Source organism: Rhizobium sp. RHZ02, from assembly GCF_014851575.1.
Taxonomy (GTDB): Bacteria; Pseudomonadota; Alphaproteobacteria; order Rhizobiales; family Rhizobiaceae; genus Rhizobium; species Rhizobium altiplani.
Window position 1 is genome coordinate 80541 of sequence record NZ_JACUZX010000011.1, and the last position, 19726, is coordinate 100266.

16 protein-coding genes and 1 pseudogene are annotated in these 19726 nt (G+C 59.4%); 7 read left to right on the forward strand and 10 right to left on the reverse strand.

Features of this window, described 5'->3' with window-relative positions:
* Window positions 1–99: 99 nt before the first annotated feature.
* The 3 genes from IB244_RS17615 (at window position 100) to IB244_RS17625 (ending at window position 3540) form a co-directional block, all read left to right on the forward strand.
* Window positions 100–1719: an MDR family MFS transporter gene (locus IB244_RS17615; protein WP_018857326.1), complete on the forward strand. Its 1620-nt coding sequence runs from the start codon at window positions 100–102 to the stop codon at window positions 1717–1719.
* Between the two features lie 30 nt (window positions 1720–1749).
* On the forward strand, window positions 1750–2991 hold the full coding sequence (locus tag IB244_RS17620) for an adenylate/guanylate cyclase domain-containing protein (RefSeq protein WP_018117229.1): 1242 nt from the start codon (window positions 1750–1752) through the stop codon (window positions 2989–2991).
* Between the two features lie 84 nt (window positions 2992–3075).
* Entirely contained in the window at window positions 3076–3540 is a 465-nt protein-coding gene (locus IB244_RS17625) for an RrF2 family transcriptional regulator (RefSeq protein WP_018117230.1), read from the forward strand.
* 6 nt (window positions 3541–3546) lie between these two features.
* Here IB244_RS17625 and IB244_RS17630 read toward each other — a convergent pair whose 3' ends face one another.
* Entirely contained in the window at window positions 3547–4647 is a 1101-nt protein-coding gene (locus tag IB244_RS17630; protein ID WP_018857327.1) for a monooxygenase, read from the reverse strand.
* A 158-nt stretch (window positions 4648–4805) separates the two neighbouring features.
* Between IB244_RS17630 and IB244_RS17635 the strand changes: the two genes are divergently transcribed.
* On the forward strand, window positions 4806–5543 hold the full coding sequence (locus IB244_RS17635; RefSeq protein WP_018857328.1) for a metallophosphoesterase: 738 nt from the start codon (window positions 4806–4808) through the stop codon (window positions 5541–5543).
* Here IB244_RS17635 and IB244_RS17640 read toward each other — a convergent pair whose 3' ends face one another.
* From IB244_RS17640 to IB244_RS17670, 7 genes and pseudogenes are all read right to left on the reverse strand, one after another.
* Window positions 5544–7895 carry a polysaccharide biosynthesis tyrosine autokinase gene (locus IB244_RS17640; protein ID WP_018857329.1) on the reverse strand — a complete coding sequence of 784 codons (2352 nt, stop codon included), beginning with the start codon at window positions 7893–7895 and terminating at the stop codon, window positions 5544–5546.
* A gap of 4 nt (window positions 7896–7899) precedes the next feature.
* A complete protein-coding gene (locus IB244_RS17645; protein WP_192304924.1) occupies window positions 7900–8907 on the reverse strand; it encodes a glycosyltransferase family 2 protein in 1008 nt (335 codons plus the stop codon).
* Window positions 8904–9830 (reverse strand): glycosyltransferase, encoded by a 927-nt coding sequence (locus IB244_RS17650; RefSeq protein ID WP_169682263.1) that lies wholly within the window; start codon window positions 9828–9830, stop codon window positions 8904–8906. The genes IB244_RS17645 and IB244_RS17650 overlap by 4 nt, the downstream gene beginning before the upstream one ends.
* Window positions 9827–10825, reverse strand: coding sequence for a glycosyltransferase family 2 protein (locus IB244_RS17655; RefSeq protein WP_026371804.1), 999 nt, complete (start codon window positions 10823–10825; stop codon window positions 9827–9829). Before IB244_RS17655 ends, IB244_RS17650 begins: the two co-directional genes overlap by 4 nt.
* A 60-nt stretch (window positions 10826–10885) precedes the next feature.
* Window positions 10886–12034: pseudogene (locus IB244_RS33130) on the reverse strand (glycosyl transferase); the annotation flags it as partial.
* 38 nt (window positions 12035–12072) lie between these two features.
* On the reverse strand, window positions 12073–12867 hold the full coding sequence (locus IB244_RS17665) for a glycoside hydrolase family 16 protein (protein ID WP_018857333.1): 795 nt from the start codon (window positions 12865–12867) through the stop codon (window positions 12073–12075).
* A gap of 3 nt (window positions 12868–12870) precedes the next feature.
* Entirely contained in the window at window positions 12871–13950 is a 1080-nt protein-coding gene (locus IB244_RS17670) for an acyltransferase family protein (protein WP_210258301.1), read from the reverse strand.
* A gap of 589 nt (window positions 13951–14539) precedes the next feature.
* Here IB244_RS17670 and IB244_RS17675 point away from each other — a divergent pair.
* On the forward strand, window positions 14540–15499 hold the full coding sequence (locus tag IB244_RS17675) for a glycosyltransferase family 2 protein (RefSeq protein ID WP_192304926.1): 960 nt from the start codon (window positions 14540–14542) through the stop codon (window positions 15497–15499).
* Window positions 15500–15509: 10 nt separating this feature from the next.
* Here the strand turns inward: IB244_RS17675 and IB244_RS17680 are convergent, their stop codons facing one another.
* Window positions 15510–16511: a glycosyltransferase family 2 protein gene (locus tag IB244_RS17680; RefSeq protein WP_113471287.1), complete on the reverse strand. Its 1002-nt coding sequence runs from the start codon at window positions 16509–16511 to the stop codon at window positions 15510–15512.
* Window positions 16512–16647: 136 nt separating this feature from the next.
* Window positions 16648–16914 (reverse strand): exopolysaccharide production repressor protein, encoded by a 267-nt coding sequence (locus IB244_RS17685; RefSeq protein WP_018117241.1) that lies wholly within the window; start codon window positions 16912–16914, stop codon window positions 16648–16650.
* 774 nt (window positions 16915–17688) lie between these two features.
* Here IB244_RS17685 and IB244_RS17690 point away from each other — a divergent pair.
* The gene (locus IB244_RS17690; protein WP_025660022.1) at window positions 17689–18369 is read left to right on the forward strand and encodes a sugar transferase; all 681 of its coding nucleotides are present in this window, start codon (window positions 17689–17691) and stop codon (window positions 18367–18369) included.
* A 76-nt stretch (window positions 18370–18445) separates the two neighbouring features.
* Window positions 18446–19717 (forward strand): polysaccharide biosynthesis/export family protein, encoded by a 1272-nt coding sequence (locus IB244_RS17695; protein WP_113161517.1) that lies wholly within the window; start codon window positions 18446–18448, stop codon window positions 19715–19717.
* The last annotated feature ends 9 nt before the right edge of the window (window positions 19718–19726 follow it).

Here is a 19726-nt window from a genome sequence, read left to right on the forward strand (position 1 = left end):
GATTATCCAGCCTGACTGGATGATCCTTCCCTCCTTTCCCGAATTATCAGCCGAACCTCGTCATGAGATTGTTTCCGCATAGCCGGAAGGAGAGACGTCATGGCTACACTTCAGATCGTCGCCAACAATTCCAGCCCGCGTCCAGTGGACGCTGCGGCTCCGAAGCCCGCAGCTGCGATGAGCGCCTTTCGCATGTGGAGCGCCGTCGTCGGTTCGACGCTCGGCGCGTTCATGGCCGTCCTCAATATCCAGATCGTCAACGCTTCGCTCGCGGATATCCAGGGTGCGATCGGCGCGGGCAAGGACGACGGTGGCTGGATTTCGACCTCCTACCTGATTGCGGAGATCGTGGTCATCCCTCTCAGCGGTTGGCTTGCTCAGGTCTTTTCCGTCCGCAAGTATCTCCTGACCAACGCCATTTTGTTCCTGCTATTTTCCGTCGCCTGTGCTTTCGCGGCGAACCTCCAGCAGATGATCGTGCTGCGCGCCGTTCAGGGCTTTGCGGGCGGCGTGCTGATCCCCATGGCGTTCACCATCATCATCACGCTTCTGCCGAAGCCCAAGCAGCCGATCGGTCTGGCCCTCTTTGCCCTCTCGGCGACCTTTGCTCCTGCCATCGGGCCTACCATCGGCGGATATCTGACCGAGAACTACGGCTGGGAGTTCATCTTCTACGTCAATCTGGTTCCCGGTTTGCTCATGGTGGGAATGCTCTGGGCGTCGCTCGATCGCGCTCCGATGAAACTCGGTCTGCTCGCCAAGGGCGATTGGCCGGGCATCATCACCATGGCAATCGGCCTTGCCGCCCTGCAGACGGTGTTGGAAGAGGGGAACAAGGAGGACTGGTTCGGATCGGATTTCATCGTCCGCCTGTCGATCATCGCTGTCGTGTCGTTGACGCTGTTCCTCATTATCGAGCTGAAGACCGCCCATCCGCTGCTAAACCTCAGGCTCCTCGTCCGTCGCAACTTCGGCTTCGGGATTGTGGCGAACGTCCTGCTTGGGATCGCCCTTTATGGCTCTGCCTTCGTTCTTCCAATCTATCTGTCGCGCATCCAGGGCTACAATTCCGAGCAGATCGGCATGGTCCTCGCCTGGACGGGCATTCCGCAGCTGCTGTTGATCCCGCTGGTGCCCCGCCTGATGAAGCGTTTTGACGTTCGCTTACTGATCGCCTTCGGTTTTGCGCTGTTTGCCGCTTCGAATTTCATGAATGTCTACATGACCGCCGACTATGCGAGTGACCAGCTCTTCTGGCCAAACGTCATCCGCGCCGTCGGGCAGGCGCTTGTCTTCGCGCCGCTCTCGGCCGTCGCAACAGCGGGCATCGAACAGGAAAATGCAGGTTCCGCATCCGCGCTCTTCAACATGATGCGTAACCTCGGAGGCGCCGTCGGCATCGCAAGCCTGCAGACCTTTCTGAGCAAGCGCGAGCAATTCCATTCGAATATCCTGACGAATTCGATCTCGGTCTTCGAAGAAGCCACTCGGGATCGTGTAGCGAAACTGACCGCCTACTTCATGAGTCACGGTGTCAGCGATCAGGCTGTTGCCACCAACAAGGCCGTCGTCGCCATCGCGCTCAAGCTGCGCAAGCAGGCCAACATCATGGCCTTCAGCGACACATTCTTCGTGCTCGGTGCCGCATTGCTCGTCGCACTGCTCGCAACGCTGCTGCTGAAGAAGCCGGGTCATCTGTCCGGGGGCGGCGCTCACTAGCGCCTCACTCCGCCACCAGGGAGAAACGCCATGAACCGCATCCTCCAAATCGAAACCGAGACCCGCCCCTCAAAGACAGATCGCGTAGCAGGCAATACAAACTCACTGCTGTCGTTGATCGAGTGGCTCTCCGGCGATGAATGCCATGCGCTCGATGAGCCCGGCCTGATCTCCACCCTCGGCCGCCGCCTACTGGCACTCGGACTGCCTATCGATCGCATGACGCTTCATCTCATGACGCTTCATCCGGAACTGATTGGCCGTACGCTTGCCTGGGCTCCGGGCGATCCGGTCGAGATCCACGATCGCGAACACAGCGCGCGCCAGACCTTTGCCAGCAGTCCTTTGCGCAAGGTCATGGACAGCCGCGAGCCGCTGGTTGTCGGGCTGGGTGACAGCATGCACGGCCGCTGGCAGGATATCGATATCTTTGCAGGCCGTGGCCTCGTGCAATTGATGATCGCGCCTCTTTGCAATGCCGACGGGCCGGTGAGCGCGGCTGCCTTCGGGACCCGGCGGCCCGGCGGCTTTACACCTGCCGAAATCCAGGCTCTCGAGCGGATCCTCCCGGCGTTGCGCAACACCTGCGAATTGCGGGTGATGCGTCAAGTCGAACTCAGCCTGCTCGACACCTATATCGGTCCGCTCACAGCGCAGCGCATCCTCGCCGGGCGAGTCCGGCAGGGCGAGATCGAGTCCATTGAGGCGGCTCTTCTGCTTTGCGATCTGCGCGGGTTCACGGAGATATCCAACAGGCTGCCAAGCAACAGCGTGCTCGAGTTGCTCAACGCCTATTTCGACAAGGTCATTCCCGCCATCACGCGCGAAGGCGGCGAAGTTCTGAAATTTATGGGCGATGCCGTCCTTGCGTTCTTTCCTGGCTATGATCCGGCCCGCAGTAGCGCTTCGGCATTGATCGCCGCCAAGGACATTCTGCGTGAGATCGATAAATTCGAGTTCGGCGATATCGCTCTCAACGTCGGCATCGCCCTGCACCATGGCGAAGTCAGCTACGGCAATATCGGATCCGGTCGCCGCCTCGATTTCACGTTGATCGGTCCCGACGTGAATCTGGTCAGCCGCATCCAAACGGCATGCGGAGATCTTCGCGTCCCGCTCCTGATGTCCGATGCATTCCGGTGCGAGGCTCAGGCCGAGGCCGTCTCGGTGGGCTGGCACGCGCTCAAGGGCTTCTCGGAGAAGGTCGAGCTCTTTCGCCTTCCGGAGTCGTTCCCGGGGCGAGCAGAAGGCGAATATAAACTATATAAATAATAGCTATTTGTTGTGTGTTCACGGTTTTGGCGTTATTTGCTGAATAATGGGGATGGAGAGTACGGGGGCGTAAGGCAACAAGAAATGCTGACGAAAAAGGGAAAGTATGGGCTGAAGGCGCTGGTTGACTTGGCGCGGCTTGCGCCGGGGGAAACCGCCTTCATCAATGACGTTGCTTCGCGCAACAACATTCCGAAGAAATTCCTGGATACGATTCTTCTCGAATTGCGAAATGTCGGCATTCTTCGGTCGAAAAAGGGCCCCGGTGGCGGGTACTCGCTGTCGCGTCCGGCGTCTGAAATTCGCATTGGCCACGTCATCCGCACGCTTGACGGGCCTTTGGCGCCTATTCGCTGTGCGAGCCGTACAGCTTACGAAGCCTGCGACGACTGTTCCGATCCCGAAAACTGTCAGGTGCGGCGCTCCATGACTGAGGTCCGCGATGCGATCGCAGACATTCTTGACAATATGACGCTTGAGCAGTTCGTCGCGTCGGGCAGCAAGCTGGACGATGCGGACGAGGAAGTCGCTATCTCGGTTGCCAACTAAGCAGCATCAGCTACCGCCAAAATAATGCTCTGCTGCCGCCCGGTAAAGATCGTCGTCGGCCGCATCATTCGCGCGAATTCGCGCATTTCTCCAATGTCGATCGAGATTCCGGCCGATGCTTGTCGCGCCGGAGCCCGACAGCTCGAACAGTGCGTTGGCGACTTCCAGGGCCGTCCTGCTTGCCATGATCTTGGCAGCTGAAGCGGAGAAGAACGCGAGTTCGACCGCGCCGGTCGATGGGCCGACCTGGGAAAAATCGAGTTTGTTGCCGGCGCTTTCCAGGAGCGCTGCAGTCGCCTGCACGGAAAGGGCAAGCTTGCCGATGCTGGCTGAGAGCGGCGCCTCCCGGAGGTTGGCGAGCGCGGCCCGGGCAATGCCGAGGTCCGTGCCTGCATGGAGTAGGGCGGCCAGCGCCGAACTGGTCGAGTGGCGTTGCCGTTGATTGTCCGTCTCTTCGGCGTTCCCGGTGACACCTTGGGCGACAGCGGTTCCGGCGCCATTCGTCCGTTGCCCGAAACCATCCCAGTCATCGATGATCTGCAGGCCCGCGGCTTCGCGGGGAAGGTAGAAGCGAACCGATTGCCCTTGCGTGTCAGTCGCGTCGACAGCGATCCAATCGGCAAAGAGGATGCCGGGCGCACGCAAGCTCCGGCCGCTTAATTGATAATGGAGGCCGGAGGGAACAGCCGCACCGGCTTCGGGAAAAGCTGCTGCGACGAAATGATCGCCGGCAAGGACGTGAGCGAAGAAGAGTGCCTTTCGCTCTTCATTCTGTTCACTCCGGAGTTCCTCGAGCACCGTGAAATGGCGTTCGAGGCACTCCCCGATGGAAGAATCGCCTTCAGCGATTATGGCAACGATCTCGCCGAGAAGCGCATTGCCGACGTCCAGCCCCTCGTTCTCAGGCGGCACGGTCACGGCCGTCAGTCCCGACTGGAAAAGGGCGTCGAGCTCCGCGCGAGGAAACACCCGGTTGATGTCACGCTCGCTCGCCTGCAGCGCAAAGTCCGCGGCAAGGCGGCGCGCGGTGGCTATCGCCTCTTCCTCGCTTTCGATACGGTGCGCGGCTGGTCTTGTCCGGTCTTGAAACCGCGATACGGTTCCCATCGCTTCTCCTATCAGTTGCGCCTCTAGGATTGCTGGATCGCGGGTGCAATGATAAGGCGCGTTTTTCTACGAATGCACGAGCGATTGAATTTTATTGTCGCTTGATTGCACTAATGCGAAGCGTGCGACGCTTCGCTGTCCGCAATGAGAGGTTCAACATGCCTTCAACAGTCCATGAGCGGCTGAAACTGGATCCCGGCGACATTCCGATCTACGCCATCGGTGACATTCATGGCAGGTACGACCTGCTGCTGAAGGCGGAGCAGGCCATCATTGACGACGCTGCCGTGATCCCGGGGCGCAAGCTTATCATCACGCTCGGTGACTACATTGATCGCGGCCCCTCTTCGGCACAGGTGATCTCGCACCTGATGATGCCTCCAGCGGCGAATTTCGACCGCATCTGCCTGACCGGGAACCACGAGACCACGATGCTCGACTATCTCGACGGTCTGGTTTCCTTCTCGGATTGGATGCGGATGGGGTCGGATGCGCTGCTACGCTCCTACGGGCTCGATCCGGAACAACTGCCGCTGGTTTTTCCGAACGCCGCCAAGCTCGTGGGCTACATCAAGCAGTCAATACCGAAGCCGCACATAGATTTCCTGCGATCCCTGCCGATCTTCGTCGACACGCCGAATGTTCTGTTCGTTCATGCCGGCATCGATCCGATGCTGCCGATCGATGCGCAAAGCGACGAGGATCTCGTTTTCATCCGCCATCGCTTTTTCGAGAGCAGCCGGCCGCTGCCGAAAGTGATCGTTCATGGCCATACGCCGAACGATGAGCCCGAGGTCCTGCCGATGAGGCTCAACCTTGATACAGGCGCCTTCCACAGCGGCAGACTTACGGTTGCCAGACTGTGGAGAGGGCGCGTGCATCTCTTCCAGACGTGATCAGGCGCCGGCTTCTGCGGGCTCCCGCTTCCTTGACGTCTCTTCGGTGTAGTAGCTCACATATTTGTGGCGGTAGCGTTCAGTGCCGCCGAAGTTGGTGAACTTGCCGAGTTCCGTCATGTCGGTCTTGTTGAGGATCACACCCAGAATCTTCGACTTGATCTGCGGCTCGGAATTCAGAAGGTCGCGCACGACTGATGTCGGTGTCGAGCCCCATTCGGTCACAAACAGGAAGCCGTCTACCTGCGGAGCAAACGCCTTGGCGTCGATAACAGGGCCGAGCGGTGCAAGGTCGACCACGATGTAGTCGAACATCTTGCGGGCATTTTCCATCAGATTGAACATGCCCTGCGAAGCAAGCAGTTCGCTCGTGTGCATAAGGTGATCGTTCGGCAGAACCGGCAGGATCGCGAGCTTCGTTATCGGATCGATCTTGACGGCACTCGCCCACGGAACCTCACCGAGGACTGCTTCGACAAGACCCTGTTGCGGTGGGTTCCGCAGCATACGGGTCAGGCCCGGATTGCGCAGGTCGGCGTCAATCAGCAGCGTGCGCTTGCCGCTGGAGGCGAGAAGTGCTGCGAAATTGGCCGCCGTGGTCGACTTGCCTTCTCCCGGCATCGCCGAGACGACTCCGATGACGCGGTCCGACTTGCCCAGGAACATGACGTCGCTTGCAAGCTTCGCGTTGCGCAGCGTTTCGGCGAAGACCGAGCGTGGCGCCTCGAGGACGACGCGCATGATGCGTTCGAAGGTTGCATCCGACTCTGCTTCGGCGGCTTCGACCGGCGGATTGGTGCGCGGCCGGAAGATCTTACCCTCCCGCGGCGCCTTGCCGATGAGCGGCAGGTAGCCGAGGAACTTGAGGCCAAGGATCGTCCTGACATCGCCTTCGACACGGAAGAACCGTTCACGGAATTCCTGGAACGCCGTAAGTCCACCCCCGGCCATCAGGCCGAGAACGATGGCGAGGCCAAGCGTCATGGTCTTTTTCGGGCTGGACGGCGATGCCGGCACGCCGGCTTCAGAGATGACGCGAGCCTTGGCGATCGGGAAGGACTGTTGCTGCGAGGCTTCCTCGTATTTGCCGAGGTAGGATTCATAAAGGGTCTTCAGGGCGGTCGCGCGCTGCTCGAGATCGTTGAGTTGGACGAGCGACCTGTCGGCCTCCGAATTCTTGCCAGTCAGGTGTTCGATGTTCTGGCGGAGCGAGGCCTCGCGTACGCGCGCGACTTCGGATTCGTTGTGGTAGCTGGCCGTCAGTTGCTGCAGTTCCTGATAGATCTGGCGGGTCAGGTCCTGCTTTTCGGCACGCAAAGCGACGGCCTGCGGATGGTCTTCCCCGAAGTTGGTTGTAACCTCCTGCTCGCGCTTGTTCACCGCGGCGTAACGCGTGCGCAAATCCTTGATCACGGTATTATCCGCTTGGCCTGACGAGATCGCGGCGTTGTTCACAGCGCTCTCCGGACCAAGGTCGATGATCGATTTGAACTGGCTGTAGCGGGCCGACGCGCTGGCACTGTCTGCCTGGGCGACGATCAGTTGCTTGTTCAGGTCGGCAAGCTGCTGTTCCGACATCAGTTCGCCATTGGCCGACGTGAGGCCGTTGTCGGACTTGAACTTCGCGACATCGAGGGCAGCCTGCTGCGACCGCTCGCGAAGATCCGCAAGGCGCTGCTGCAGCCACACCGAGGCGCTTTCCGTGGCGTCGAAGTTGGCGTTCAGCTGATCGTTCAGGTAGGCGGTGGCGTACGCCTTGGTGATCCGTTGTGCCAGAAGCTTGTCGGTCGAACGGAAGGAAACCGCGAGAACGGAGCTGCGATTGACCCGCGATACCGCCACGGCCTCCTGCAGCAGGGCGGCCGCCTTCTGGCGGCGGCCGTTGCGCGCATCGTCTTCCGTTACCGGCGGACCGCCGGGCGCCAAGGCGCTGACGATCAGCTTCACGCCGGACTTGACTAGCTCAACTGGCGACTTCGAAGGGTCAAGGATTGTCGAATTGTCCTGAAGTTTCTCGGCATCGACGACGCGAAGCGCAAGTTCGTTCGACTTGAGAATTTCGACGGCGCTGGCGATCTGCATGTCGACCTGCTGCGAGCTGGCGGCCGGCGTCGGATCCTGCGCGTATTTCGCGATGTCGTCATCGAGCAGGATCTGCGTCATCGACGTATATTGCGGGGTCGCAAGGAGCAGAAAGATGACGGCGAGCGTCACGGTTGCGGCAACGCAGAGCGCGATTGATCCGGCGCGCCGGATCAGGATGGCAATCAGGCGATCGATGTCGATGAAAGAATCGGAATCGTCGGCCGCTTTGGGCAGAGTGCTGTGCAAGGTCAGGTTCCGTTGGTTCATGGCTCTATCCTTTGCGGGAGCGGGTCACGCCATCGATGGCTGTAAGGTTGGTCCGAGGGCTTACCAAGTGGCGAAGCGGCGCGAGTGCGCGATTGATCCGGATGGCGATTGGCATCCTGAGATGGGCCAACGCCGACGGATTGCTCCAGGCCGTCTTGATCGCTCCGGAGATCGACCGGTCTTTGATGTTCTGTACGAGGATGAGGAATGCGCGGCCCCGGCGGAGGCTTTGTTCGCGAAACTCCTGTGCGGCCGCCGCCTCCGCATCCAGCGTGTGATCTCGAAGGAAGGCCTTATCACCCTCGATCATGGCATCGATGTGATGAAGGGCAAGAACGCGTGAAATCGATCCCTCACGAATCTGATAGTCGTAGCCAGGGATTGGCTCGATCACGCAACGCCCACCAAGCGCCATGGCCGAGGCGAGAAACAGATAGTCCTCACCGACCTTGAGGGCTTCGTTGAAGCGAAGTCCATGCTGTTCGATAAAGGCGCGCTGAAAGATCGGCTTGAGATAACCAAAGTTATGCGTTGTCTGAAAAAGGGCATTCGATCGTATGAATATCGGAAGCGTCAGCTCAGGTGTCTCGGCCAACGACTGCTGGATAAACATCGTCTCCGGCGGCGTGCCGTCGGCGCGAATGACACGGAGATTGTCGACGGCAATCTGGGCACCGGCATTCTCTGCGCGCTTGATCATGCGCTGCAAACGCTGCGGCTCGACCGTGTCGTCGGAGTCGAGCACTGCAAGCCACCGGCCGGTTGCAGCCGACAACGCGGCATTGCGCGCTGCCGCCGGCCCACCATTGCGCCCAAGCGCCAGGAGCTTCACGCCCCTGTTCGCGTAACTTTCCGCAATGGTTCTCGTCTCGTCCGTTGAGCAGTCATCGGCGACGATCACCTCAACCGACACGCCCTCTTGTGCAAGGGCGCTGTCGATCGCCTTGGCGAGCGTCTCCTCGGCATTGTAGGCAGCGACGATGAAGCTGACGTCGGGCTGGGTTTGCGTCATGCAGCCTCCGCCGTTCCATACTGACGAATCTCACGAACGCCGAGCAGGCCACTCACCACGCCGGTATGCATGAGGCCGCGAAGGGCGTAGCGATACCTCAGAACCGGAGAAAAGACGCAGGCAAGCGCCGCGCCGTAGCAGAAGGCCGCCTTGGCTGCCGCCAGGCCGATCTGCTTTAGCCGCTGCGGGCCAGCGTTCTTTTCCTGGAGCAGCCGCCCATGCGTCTGGCCGAAGCGGAAGCGGCGCTTGGCAAGCCAGGACAGGCCAGCGCGGCTTTCGGTCACCGGTTCATAAACATAGGCCTCGGGTGCAAAGGCAATCCCGCCGCCATCGGCATGCATGTGGCTGAAGAACTCCGTGTCCTCGCCGCCGGTGCGCCCAAGTGCAAGGTTGAAGCGGCGCCCGACCACATGGGGCGAATCGAGGCGAAGAAGGACGTTGCAGGTGTAACCGGTGCGGATTTCACCGCAGACCCATACGGGCAGGGTCGAGTGGAAGTCGCCCTCGCGCATCCAGTTCGGCGCCGTGGACGAGTAGACGCTGCGGACGGGGCCAAGCACCGCATCCGCCTTGGTCTTCCTGGCAACGGCAAGCAATTCCACCAGCCATTCCTCGCTGGCATCCTCATCATCGTCGATGAAGGCAAGGAAATCGCCCGTCGCATTTTCCAGGCATGCATTGCGGGCAATCGAAATGTTCGATGCCGGGCAGTGCACATAGGCAATTTCATGCGGAATGGTCGGACGAAGCGCATCGACCCGTTCCTTGGCGCTCGGAACCTTGTCGTTGTCGGCGACGATGATCCGCAGCGTTGCTCCATCGGGCACCGCGAGGACCGCAAGCGAAAGCAGCGCTTCGTCAAGCGAAGCGCGGCGGTAAGTGCAAATGCCGATATCGATCTGCAGGGGGGGCATGTCGTTCATGAAGAGACCTTTCTGCCGCGGAAGCTCAGAAGCTCCATCCAGAAACCGGCAGACCAGGCGAAGTGCATCACCATTGCCGAAACAGCGGCAAGCGGGCCGTATGGATTCTTGTGGCCGATGGCCATCCAGAAGCCGTAGCCGACGCATGCGACGGCCCAGAGGCTGAATGGGATAACGGCCGCCCAGTTCAGAACGGCAAGAAATGCGCCGATAAAGACCGGAACGACGAGAAGCGGGAGCATCTGCCGAAGATTGGGCATGCTGCCATGCTTCAGGATGTTCTTCGCGCGACCTCTGCCATAGCCAAGATATTGGCGGAACAACGTCGAAATGGTCGAGCGCGGATAGTAGGTCATTCGCGTCTTGTCGGTCATCCAGATGCCGAAGCCCGCCTGCTTCAGGCGGTAGTCGAGCTCCGCATCCTCGTTGTGGCTGAAGGTTTCATCGTAGCCGCCGACCGCGTCGAAGGCCGCGATGCGCATCAGCGCGTGATGGCCGTGATTGGTCCAATGCCCCTTGGCGCCCTCGCGATGCTTGGAACCGCCATTCCCGAGTTTGGAATTCTGAGCAAAGGCAGTTGCCTTCTGGAAGACACCGAAGCCGACCGTTTCCATGGCGACCACGACGGAGTCCGCCTGGGTGAGCACGGCCTCCTGAACGAGGCGTCGGCAGTAATCGGCGGGGTAATCGCCGTGTGCGTCGATCCGGATCAGGTAGTCGTAGTCACGGCCAAAGGTCTGAACCGCGAGATTGACCGCCGCACTCTGGATCCGTCGGGGATTGTGCAAGAGCACGATCCGCGGATCGGCAGCGCTGATGCGAGCGACGATGTCGCGTGTCGCATCCGTGCTGCCGCCGTCGGCGACGACGATCCGGGCATCCATGTGATCGATTTCGAGGCTCAATTTGGCGAGCAACGCCTCGATATGCTTCTCTTCGTTCAGGCAGGGAATGATGATGAGACTGGAGACGCTGGCACCGACATCAGGCTTCATGGTTGTCCACCCTTCTGGAGACACGCTTGTTGGAATGATTGCGCCGGCACCGCCCCTCTCTGCGGTTGCCGGGACAAGGCGGGAAAGGCTTGCGACGAGGGCCGCGCAATCGTTGCGGTCGGCAAGCCAGATCTTGCGATCCTTGGCGGCGACGGCCTCGCTCAATGCGCGGTGCCGCTCGCCTGTCATGGTTTCGAACAACTCTGCGAGCTGCGAAACGTTGGCTTCGGAAAGCTCTAGGCCGATGTCGCGTGACTGGAGGAAGCGCGCGGTCTCCGTGCCTTCGAGGGCAATCGGCACGGCGCCATACAGGCATCCCTCATAGAGCCGGTTCGGCAGGAGCCAGCTCGAATTGAGGCCGTCCTCGAAGAAATCGATCGCCCAGGAGAAATGGACGTCGTCGTAGATCGCCCGCAAATCCTCGGGATTGCGATAGGGGCCTTCGAAACGAAGATAGGGCTCGTCGCGCACGAAGGCATCGAAATCCTCGAACTCCGAGTAGGCGGGGCGACCACGCAGAACGATCTCGACCTTGCCTTCCATGCGGCGCGAGAATTCGGCAAGAAGGCCGAGCGACTTGCGGCAGCGAAGCGCACCGAACCAGCCGATCTTCCACGGCTCGCCCGGTTGCTTCAGGGGACGGCCAAATGCCGGCTCGATAGCGGCTTCGTCAAGGGCGATGACCTTGTTCTCGATCAGAAGCATCTCGGCTTTGACGCCGGAGCGAGGATTGAAATAGTTCTCGATGAAAGCCGGAGAGCTGGTCAGAATGAGCTTGGTATTCCTGCCGAAATGCGCCTCTGCGCGGCGGATCGCCTTGCCGACCACGTCGTCGCGCAGCAGAAGGCGATGGATATCCAGGCATTCGTAGACAACGGGAACGTTGCCACCGAAAAGCGTGTTGGCTTTGTGCGCGACGGCCAGTGCCTCCAGATTGCGGCCGATGATGAGATCGGGCTTCTCTACGTTCTTCAACAGAGCCTTGAGGCCGGTCATCGCCTTTGCGACGGCGCTCATGCGCTGCGCAAATTTGGCATCGGCCGTGCGTCCAAGCTCGATCGGCGTGACGCCATGCACTTCCGCAAGCCGGTTCTCGCCGCGGCGGAAACCGGCAAGCACGACCTCGGCGCCGCCCTCGCGCAGCATCAGCACCCGCCGTCTGACGGCCGGATCTGCCAGGTCGTGCACGAGGTAGAGCACTTTGAGCATCGACGTTCCTTTTGCTGTATGGGCTTGGCCCGCGCTGGTCAGTTGAGCGTGCATGCGATCGATTCAGGGAACTGGCACTTGTCGCCGAGCGCGGTGAAGGCCACGCGGTCAACGCTGAGAGTGGTTGGCTTCGTGTAGTTGAAGCGCCCCATCCAGTTCGAAAGTGTGTCGGAACCCCATAGGCTGAAGAAGATCTTCTGCGGGTTGGACGGTATCTTCGACGGATCAGTAACGTCCTGAACAAGCTTGCCGTTCAGGTAGTAACGCAGTCGATCCTTTTCCCAGATAAAGGCATAGTCATTGAAGCCCTCATCGGCTTTGTTGCCAACCGGAACGAGTTTCTCGTTGCCACCCTTGGCCTGCACATACTGGTTCACCTGCACCTCGCCGGTGTTCTTGCCCAGCACTTCGAAGTCGATCTCATCGTGCTTCTGCTTGTCGGCTGGACCGATATAGGTGAAGAAAGCGGAGTTCAGCCCCGAGCCTGTTCCAGCCTTGATGCGGGCTTCGTAGGTGCCGTAGCTGTAACGCTTGGTCGTCTGGATCTCACCACACAAGTAGTTGCGGTCGTTCGATTTTCCGTCGGCGAACGAAAGCTGAAGGGCGCCGTCCTCGGCCTTCGCGTTGTTCTTCGACCAGGTGCAATTCTGGTGGGCGCCGTTGTTCCAGCCGTCAGAAACGTACCAGAAGCCATGGTTGATCTTGTCGAAATCGTCAACGAAGGACTTTCCGGATGCCTGCTGTGCTGAAGCCGGCAGCGCTGAAGCGCAGGCTGCCGTAATGGCGATCAGGCCGAGGCAAAGTTTTCGCGCATGGGCGATTTGGGTCGTCATGTGTCACCTTTGCTGTGTAGCAAGTTCGGGGGAGACGTCGTGCGGCGACGTCGGTTTTGCGGACCGTTTGGTTCTGCCACCCGTCAGGATTGCGTAGAGCCGCGGAAAATTCTTCCGGCAGAGCCCGTTCGAGAACGTGAGAAACGGAAACAGCAGCGCGAAAGACAGAACGAAGAAGAGCGGGTAGAAGCTCAGGTCCGACTTGCCCCATAGGATCCAGAAAAAGACGAGTAGCGGATAGTGGGCGCAGAAGATCCAGAAGCTCAGGCTTCCCGTTTTCGCGAGCCGTTGGCCGAGTTGCGTCTTGATCAGCGGCGCCGATAGCAGCCAGAAGCCAAGAGCGCCGACGATTGCTAGCGCGTTGCGAAACAATTGCACCCAGTCCGGCAAGGACGGGCCCGTGAAGAAGATCGCCGTTGCGAGGAGCGCCGAGGCGGCGAGCAAGAGAAAGACGCCAACCGGCGCAAAGCGATCGAGAGCCTTCAAGTCGAACTGCTGCAGGGCAATGAAGATGCCGAGACTGAAGCTGAAGAGGATCGAGCGCTTGAGAACGATGTAGATCGACAGCTCCGGAATCAGCGCGATCACCAGCAAGGCGGTCAACGTCAAAATCGGCGCACGGCTGATCAGCCACGCGAGGATCGGTGAAAGCAGGATGCAGACGAAGAGATCGCGGAGGAAGTAGAGCGGCACATTGTCAGGAAAATTCTCCACTGCCAGCACTTGCGTCATGAGATCGCGGCCGGACGCGTTCAGCGGATCAGGCAGATAGCCGTCACCGATGCCGACACTGGTCGCCAGAATGATCGCTGCAATGAACGCGCAGTTCCAGAGCAGGAATGGCAGGAACACCGTCTGCACTTTCGTGCGCACGGTTTTCCTGTAGCTGAAGTTTTCCTGTCCGCCGCGAAACAGCAGATAGCCCGAGATCGCGCTCAGGCAGGGAACGCCGACGCGAAAGAGCGCCTCCGTCAGGAAAACCCGAATCCAGTCAAATGCGCCGTAGGTCCCGTCGTAGGGACTGCTGGCGGCATCGAACGGTATGTGAACAAACACAATGCCCGAAATGAGCACGATGCGCATCAGATTGATCCGCGACGATACATTCGCATCAACATTCACGTTATCAGTCACCCCTTTTGGGCCGCACCTCCCCTTGCGACCGTTTTCAATCAGAGCAGACTCGAGCCCGCGCCGAGAAAGCTACGGCGGATTCCCGGAAGAAAATATGGCACTGCAGCAAAAAGTGATCGGCGGTCCCACTTCGTAACAGTCGTTCTGTCCTGGCTCAGTATGGGAAAACGCCTACGCAGGGGTCTGCCGAATCGAGCTCAACGTCAACGTGAGCAGTGCATTTCATAACATGATGATATTCATCAATTTCTGGGTTCTTTATGCGCCGCGGGGCCTGAAAGTTTTTGTTGACTAGTGAACGATTGTTACAACGCGAGGCTGACGAATTGCTCCGATCGTGGCCGAATTGCGGCTTGGGACTGAACGGCCGTTTCGTTCCGATACAGTTTGGGACGACCCGCTCAGATCACCCGCTTTGACAAACTTCGGCCGAAATGAACGTCATCATTTTGCAGTGCAGCAGACTTGCTGCACTTTCATTCACCCCTAGATGCGTCAGGGGCGGAAAACATCACTTCGCGTATCTCAAGGAGAGCGTATGGCGACCTTCACGATCATCATCCCCTTCTACCAACGTCAGGACGGCATTCTCAGCCGCGCCCTGGCGTCGGTCTTCTCGCAAAGCTTCAAGGATGTTGATGTCATCGTCGTCGACGACCAGTCGCCACGCTCTCCGGATGCGGACCTAGCGTCGCTGTCGGAGGAGGATAGGGCGCGTGTCACGGTGATCGCCCAGCCGAATGCCGGACCGGGCGGTGCCCGGAACACGGGACTCGATCATGTGCCGGAGGCGACGCGATATGTTGCCTTTCTCGACTCCGACGATGTCTGGACGCCCGATCATTTGGCCAATGCAGCCAAGGCGATGGAGGCTTTCGGTGGCGACTGCTACTGGGCGTCCATCGAAGGGGGCGAGGAGTTCGACTACCATTTTGGTATCGCCGCTCTCGAGAAAGAGGAGGGGGCGCGGCGTCTCCTGAGCAAGCCGCTAATCCTCGACGTGCCTGACCTCGCGGGCGTCATGCTGAAGAACTGGGCGTTCCTGCACATGTCCTGCATGGTCATCGGCCAGCCGCTGTTCGAGAAGGTTCGTTTCGACGCGGCCCTGCGCTTGGCGGCCGAGGACGTTCTGTTCTTTTGCGATTGCATCATCGCCGCGAAACAGGTGCTGCTCTGCGGCGAGCCTGGGGCGCTGCGCGGCGAGGGCATCAACATCTTCCACGGTGTCGACAACGCCTCGCCGGAGTTTCTCAAGCAGCAGTTCATCACCTGGATGGCGCTCGACGAGCTGGAGAGCCGCTTCTCTCGCCGACCGCGGGAGGTGGAGACGATCAAGGAGCACAAGAACACCGCCCGAAAGCAGGCGATCTGGAGCCAGATCGGCCTTCTGCGTCGCCGCAAGAAGCCGGATTTCCGGCTGCTCGCACGCTGGGCGGCACGCGATCCCCGATTGCTTCAGAGCGCGCTGCAGCTGGCGGCGGCCAAGTTTTCCAGATAGTCGAACCCGGCTACTTGGCTGGGGCGCTCAGAAGATATCGCAAGCCATCGCCTTGCGCGGTGACGGAAACGCCACCCGGATTTCGCAGGCGCTCGGTCTTGTCCATCAGGATGCCCGTCGCAATGGGCGGGAAGGCGGTTGGGTGGGTTGCGATATAGGCGATGGCCGCCAGCGGGCCCGATTGTGATTTGATGTCGAGGAACCGCCGCAGCTCATATTTGCCGCGCACGTGCCGCTCGTGCCGACGCACAGCATCGGCGGCCTCAGGCGGCAATCTTGACGATGCCAGCAGCACGCGATCGGCCTCGTAGAGGCGACGAAGATCTTCGGTGCGGTGTCGACCGCTGAGCGAATTTCCGCGCACGACCGCCCCGTAGCCGCAGCTGTGGATCACCTTGTAGCGCGCGCCGAGCGCCAGCGCCCTGATGTAGAGGTCGTAATCCTCTCCAAGCCGCATCTCCTCGCGGTAACGCAGGCCGTGCTTGTCCAGGAAGGCGCGTCGCATGATCGGCTTAAGGAAGCCAATCTCGCCGCGCCGAACGCCACGCTTGGAAATGTTGCCGTCGACAAAGGTGGGCAGGTCGAGGAAGAGCGGGCTTGCGGCAAATTGCTGTAGGCGCTGGGGCGCCTGGCTTGCTGTATCGGCATCGACAAAGGCGATGTTGTCGGCAACGAACTCCCAGTCGTCCTCCACAAGCATCTGGCGAAAGCGGCCCTCGAAGAAGAAGTCGTCCGCATCGAGGATTGCGATCAGGGGTGCCGAAGAGATGTCGATGGCGTGGTTGCGGGCGGCAGAGGGGCCCTTGTTCTGATCGAATCTGACGACATTCAGCCTTCCGCTGGTGTCGTCCGCACGTCTCGCGGCCCCTGCCGTGCCGTCGCTGGAGCCGTCATCGACGACCACCACTTCGGTCACTTCGGGCTCCCGAAGCGCCGATCTCACGGCGGTTTCTATCGTGTCCGCCGCGTTCTTGGCTGCGATGATGACGCAAATGCTTGCCGTTTCTGCCACGCGTAGCCTCCGTTGTTTTCGCTCAACAACTAGGACGTCAAAGTGTGGCGGACAACGGGCGGCCGTTCAAATGATGTTACGGGGCGAGGATGCCTTCCATGCCGGACAGGCACGACCGCGGTACGAATTGCGATGCTTAGCGATTGAACGGCTCAGAGCCCTTGAAGGGCGACACAGGCATTTTTTCCGCTTCTTCGCGCTTTACGGCGGGGCGAATCGTGCGGCTCCTGGATTCCTTCCAGACAAGGTAAAGCACGCCGCCAAAGTAGCCGGCCTGAAGCAGGACGGCGCAAATTGCGGTCTTGATCGCGGTGCCAGCGAGGGAACCGCTCAGCCAATACGTCGCCACAGCAAATACGGCCAATGCGCCGAGCATGCTGAAGATAACGCGAGGTGCATACATCTGTTGCCTCCTCCATCGGAGCTTCTTCAACGAACAATTATCGAAGACGAAAGCGCCACCGGGATCCTTCCTAGGATAATGTTTTACAGGACTTCCTGTTTCAACTGAAGGTCTGGAGACGTTTTTTGCGCCTGCGAAATGCGTAGTACAGCGACGATCTTAAAGGTTTCTTCCGGCTATTGGTAAAAATGCCACGCGCTGTCACCCTTCGCGGGCTTTTGCGAAAGATGATTAAAGAAGATTACATCGATCTTTGGTTGCGCCTAATTTGGCAATACACGTAAGCATTAGTGCCACAATGTCGGTCACAACGGGTGCGTTGGAGGGGTTGTGCGTTCAACTTTTATTACAAAGTTTTTAATTTTAATCGGTTTGCTAGTGCAGTGCAAAACTGATGGTGCAATGCAATAGAGAACTCTTTCGACAAATAGAATCCATTGCTTTGCGAGAAGCCGCCAGTGCAAACCACCAATTGCTCCCACCATGCCCGAACGACCTAGACTTCAGTATCTTTGGCTCCGATAGCAACGGCCCAGACTTTTATTGGTACACGCATAGATTATTTCGAGATCGCCAGAGAATTGTATGACTATTTCAGCGGATTCTTAAAAACAAAAAATCTGAACGGCGGCCGGAAAAACACGTCGTAAAGCGTCAGTCGTAAAATTGTGGCTTAAAAAAACAAAATCACCTCATACACTTCGAATTCGTCAGGGCCAGCTAAGCGGCCTGAGCCTACCCGACCAAACGGCAAACATAAGTGGAGTTACCTCTATGAAGTCTGCGACGAGATCGGACAGTTCGCCATTTTATGGCGCAGTTCATCAGAGCGTGTTTCCGCCGACTGGCGGGATCGCAAAACGGGCATTCGATGTGTCCGCCGCCTGCCTCGGGCTCATCTTTCTGAGCCCGCTTTTTTTGATGGTGATGTTGCTTGTGAAGCTCTCCGACAGGGGGCCGATCTTCTACGGACATCGCCGCATCGGCCACAATGGCCAGGAGTTCCGTTGCCTGAAGTTTCGGACAATGGTCACCAATGGTGACAAGGTTCTGCAGGAGCACCTGCGAAACAATCCGAAGGCCATGGAAGAGTGGCGTGAAACGCGCAAGCTGCAGGATGACCCCCGGGTTACTGCCGTTGGTGCCGTTCTACGCAAATTGAGCCTTGATGAGCTGCCCCAGCTCTTCAATATCATCCGCGGCGAAATGAGCGTCGTCGGTCCGCGTCCCGTTGTTCGAGACGAACTCGAAAAATACGAGAATGCGGCCGTCTATTATCTGCAAGCTCGCCCTGGCCTGACAGGCCTCTGGCAGATCAGCGGACGCAATGACGTTTCTTACGCCACCCGCGTCGCCTTCGACACGCACTATGTCGAAAACTGGTCGCTGGTTCGGGATGTCGTGATCATCGCACGCACAATCCCGGCGGTATGCGCTCAACGCGGCAGCTACTAAGCCGCATCTCAAAACCCAAAACAGTACTGCGCGGCGACGCCTTGCGGCTTGTCGTGCTGAGACACGGGGAAGGTTCATGGAAAGACGCTTTCTTGACGGCAAGGCCGGACGATTTCGTTCGCTAAGATCCGGTATTGTTGTCGCAGCCGGACTTGCTGCTTTATTGGCGTCCTCATCGCTTGCCAGTGCAGACGACTACCGTCTCGGAATGATGGACAAGCTGAGGATTCGGGTGGCCGAGTGGCAGACCGCGGATGGCAGCATCCGCGACTGGTCGGTTATCAGTGGGGACTATACGGTCGGGCCTTCAGGAAGCATTTCCCTGCCTTTCGTCGGTGACATGCCCGCATCAGGCAAGACGACGGATGCGATCGCCCAGGAGATCGGTTCGGCTCTGCAGAAGCAATTTGCTCTGAAAGACCGACCTTCTGCCTCGGTGGAACTGTCGGAATTCCGGCCGGTCTATCTCTCCGGTGACGTTGAAAAGCCCGGTGAATATCCGTTCGCGCCCAATCTCACGATCGTCAAGGCCGTGAGCCTCGCGGGTGGCCTGCGCCGCGCGGACGCCGGGCAACGCTTCGCCCGCGACTTCATCAACGCCAAGGGTGACGCGGTCGTCTACATGGCCGACCGTGCACGCCTGCTGGTGAAGCAGGCGCGGTTGCGCGCGGAGATCGCGAACCAGGATACGATCGAAATGCCGAAGGAGCTGCAAGACAAGCCGGAGGCGAAGCCCCTGCTTGACAGCGAAACGGCTCTCATGAACACGCGCAAGAAGCGGCTGACGCTGCAGCTTCAGGCTCTTGCTGACCTCAAGCAACTGCTGCAAAGCGAGGTCGAGACCCTCGCCAAAAAGAGCGAAACGCAGACTCGGCAATTGCAGCTTGCGACCGCGGACCGCGACAAGGTCGAGGATCTTGCGGAGAAGGGTCTGGCACTCAGCGCCCGCAAGATGGCCGCCGAGCAGCGCGCTGCCGATACCGAGGCGACGCTTCTCGATATCGACACAAATTCGCTGAAGGCCAAGCAGGATATCAGCAAGGCCGATCAGGACGAGATCACGCTTCGGAACGACTGGGATGCGCAGCTTGCCCAGGAACTTCAGAATGCCGAAGCTCAACTAGACGAACTCCATCTTAAGCTCGAAACCAGCAATTCGCTGATGGCGGAGGCATTGACGCAATCCACCGATGCCGCCCGTTTTGACACCAGCACCGGGGCTGCGAGCATCGCCTACTCGATCGTCCGCGATGTCGACGGCAAGGCGAAGGAGATTCCGGTTCAGGAAAATACGGCACTGCAGCCCGGCGACCTGATCAAGGTCACCGCCGGATTGGCAATGAGATAACGAGGCCGC

What these genes read in the sequence shown, in the direction of transcription:
- IB244_RS17645 (WP_192304924.1), bottom strand. Translation starts at nt 8,907, where the DNA reads ATGACGCAAACCCAGCCCGACGTCAGCTTCATCGTCGCTGCCTACAAT.
- IB244_RS17615 (WP_018857326.1), top strand. Translation starts at nt 100, where the DNA reads ATGGCTACACTTCAGATCGTCGCCAACAATTCCAGCCCGCGTCCAGTG.
- IB244_RS17650 (WP_169682263.1), bottom strand. Translation starts at nt 9,830, where the DNA reads ATGAACGACATGCCCCCCCTGCAGATCGATATCGGCATTTGCACTTAC.
- IB244_RS17675 (WP_192304926.1), top strand. Translation starts at nt 14,540, where the DNA reads ATGGCGACCTTCACGATCATCATCCCCTTCTACCAACGTCAGGACGGC.
- IB244_RS17665 (WP_018857333.1), bottom strand. Translation starts at nt 12,867, where the DNA reads ATGACGACCCAAATCGCCCATGCGCGAAAACTTTGCCTCGGCCTGATC.
- IB244_RS17695 (WP_113161517.1), top strand. Translation starts at nt 18,446, where the DNA reads ATGGAAAGACGCTTTCTTGACGGCAAGGCCGGACGATTTCGTTCGCTA.
- IB244_RS17685 (WP_018117241.1), bottom strand. Translation starts at nt 16,914, where the DNA reads ATGTATGCACCTCGCGTTATCTTCAGCATGCTCGGCGCATTGGCCGTA.
- IB244_RS17670 (WP_210258301.1), bottom strand. Translation starts at nt 13,950, where the DNA reads ATGCGCATCGTGCTCATTTCGGGCATTGTGTTTGTTCACATACCGTTC.
- IB244_RS17625 (WP_018117230.1), top strand. Translation starts at nt 3,076, where the DNA reads ATGCTGACGAAAAAGGGAAAGTATGGGCTGAAGGCGCTGGTTGACTTG.
- IB244_RS17655 (WP_026371804.1), bottom strand. Translation starts at nt 10,825, where the DNA reads ATGAAGCCTGATGTCGGTGCCAGCGTCTCCAGTCTCATCATCATTCCC.
- IB244_RS17630 (WP_018857327.1), bottom strand. Translation starts at nt 4,647, where the DNA reads ATGGGAACCGTATCGCGGTTTCAAGACCGGACAAGACCAGCCGCGCAC.
- IB244_RS17640 (WP_018857329.1), bottom strand. Translation starts at nt 7,895, where the DNA reads ATGAACCAACGGAACCTGACCTTGCACAGCACTCTGCCCAAAGCGGCC.
- IB244_RS17690 (WP_025660022.1), top strand. Translation starts at nt 17,689, where the DNA reads ATGAAGTCTGCGACGAGATCGGACAGTTCGCCATTTTATGGCGCAGTT.
- IB244_RS17635 (WP_018857328.1), top strand. Translation starts at nt 4,806, where the DNA reads ATGCCTTCAACAGTCCATGAGCGGCTGAAACTGGATCCCGGCGACATT.
- IB244_RS17620 (WP_018117229.1), top strand. Translation starts at nt 1,750, where the DNA reads ATGAACCGCATCCTCCAAATCGAAACCGAGACCCGCCCCTCAAAGACA.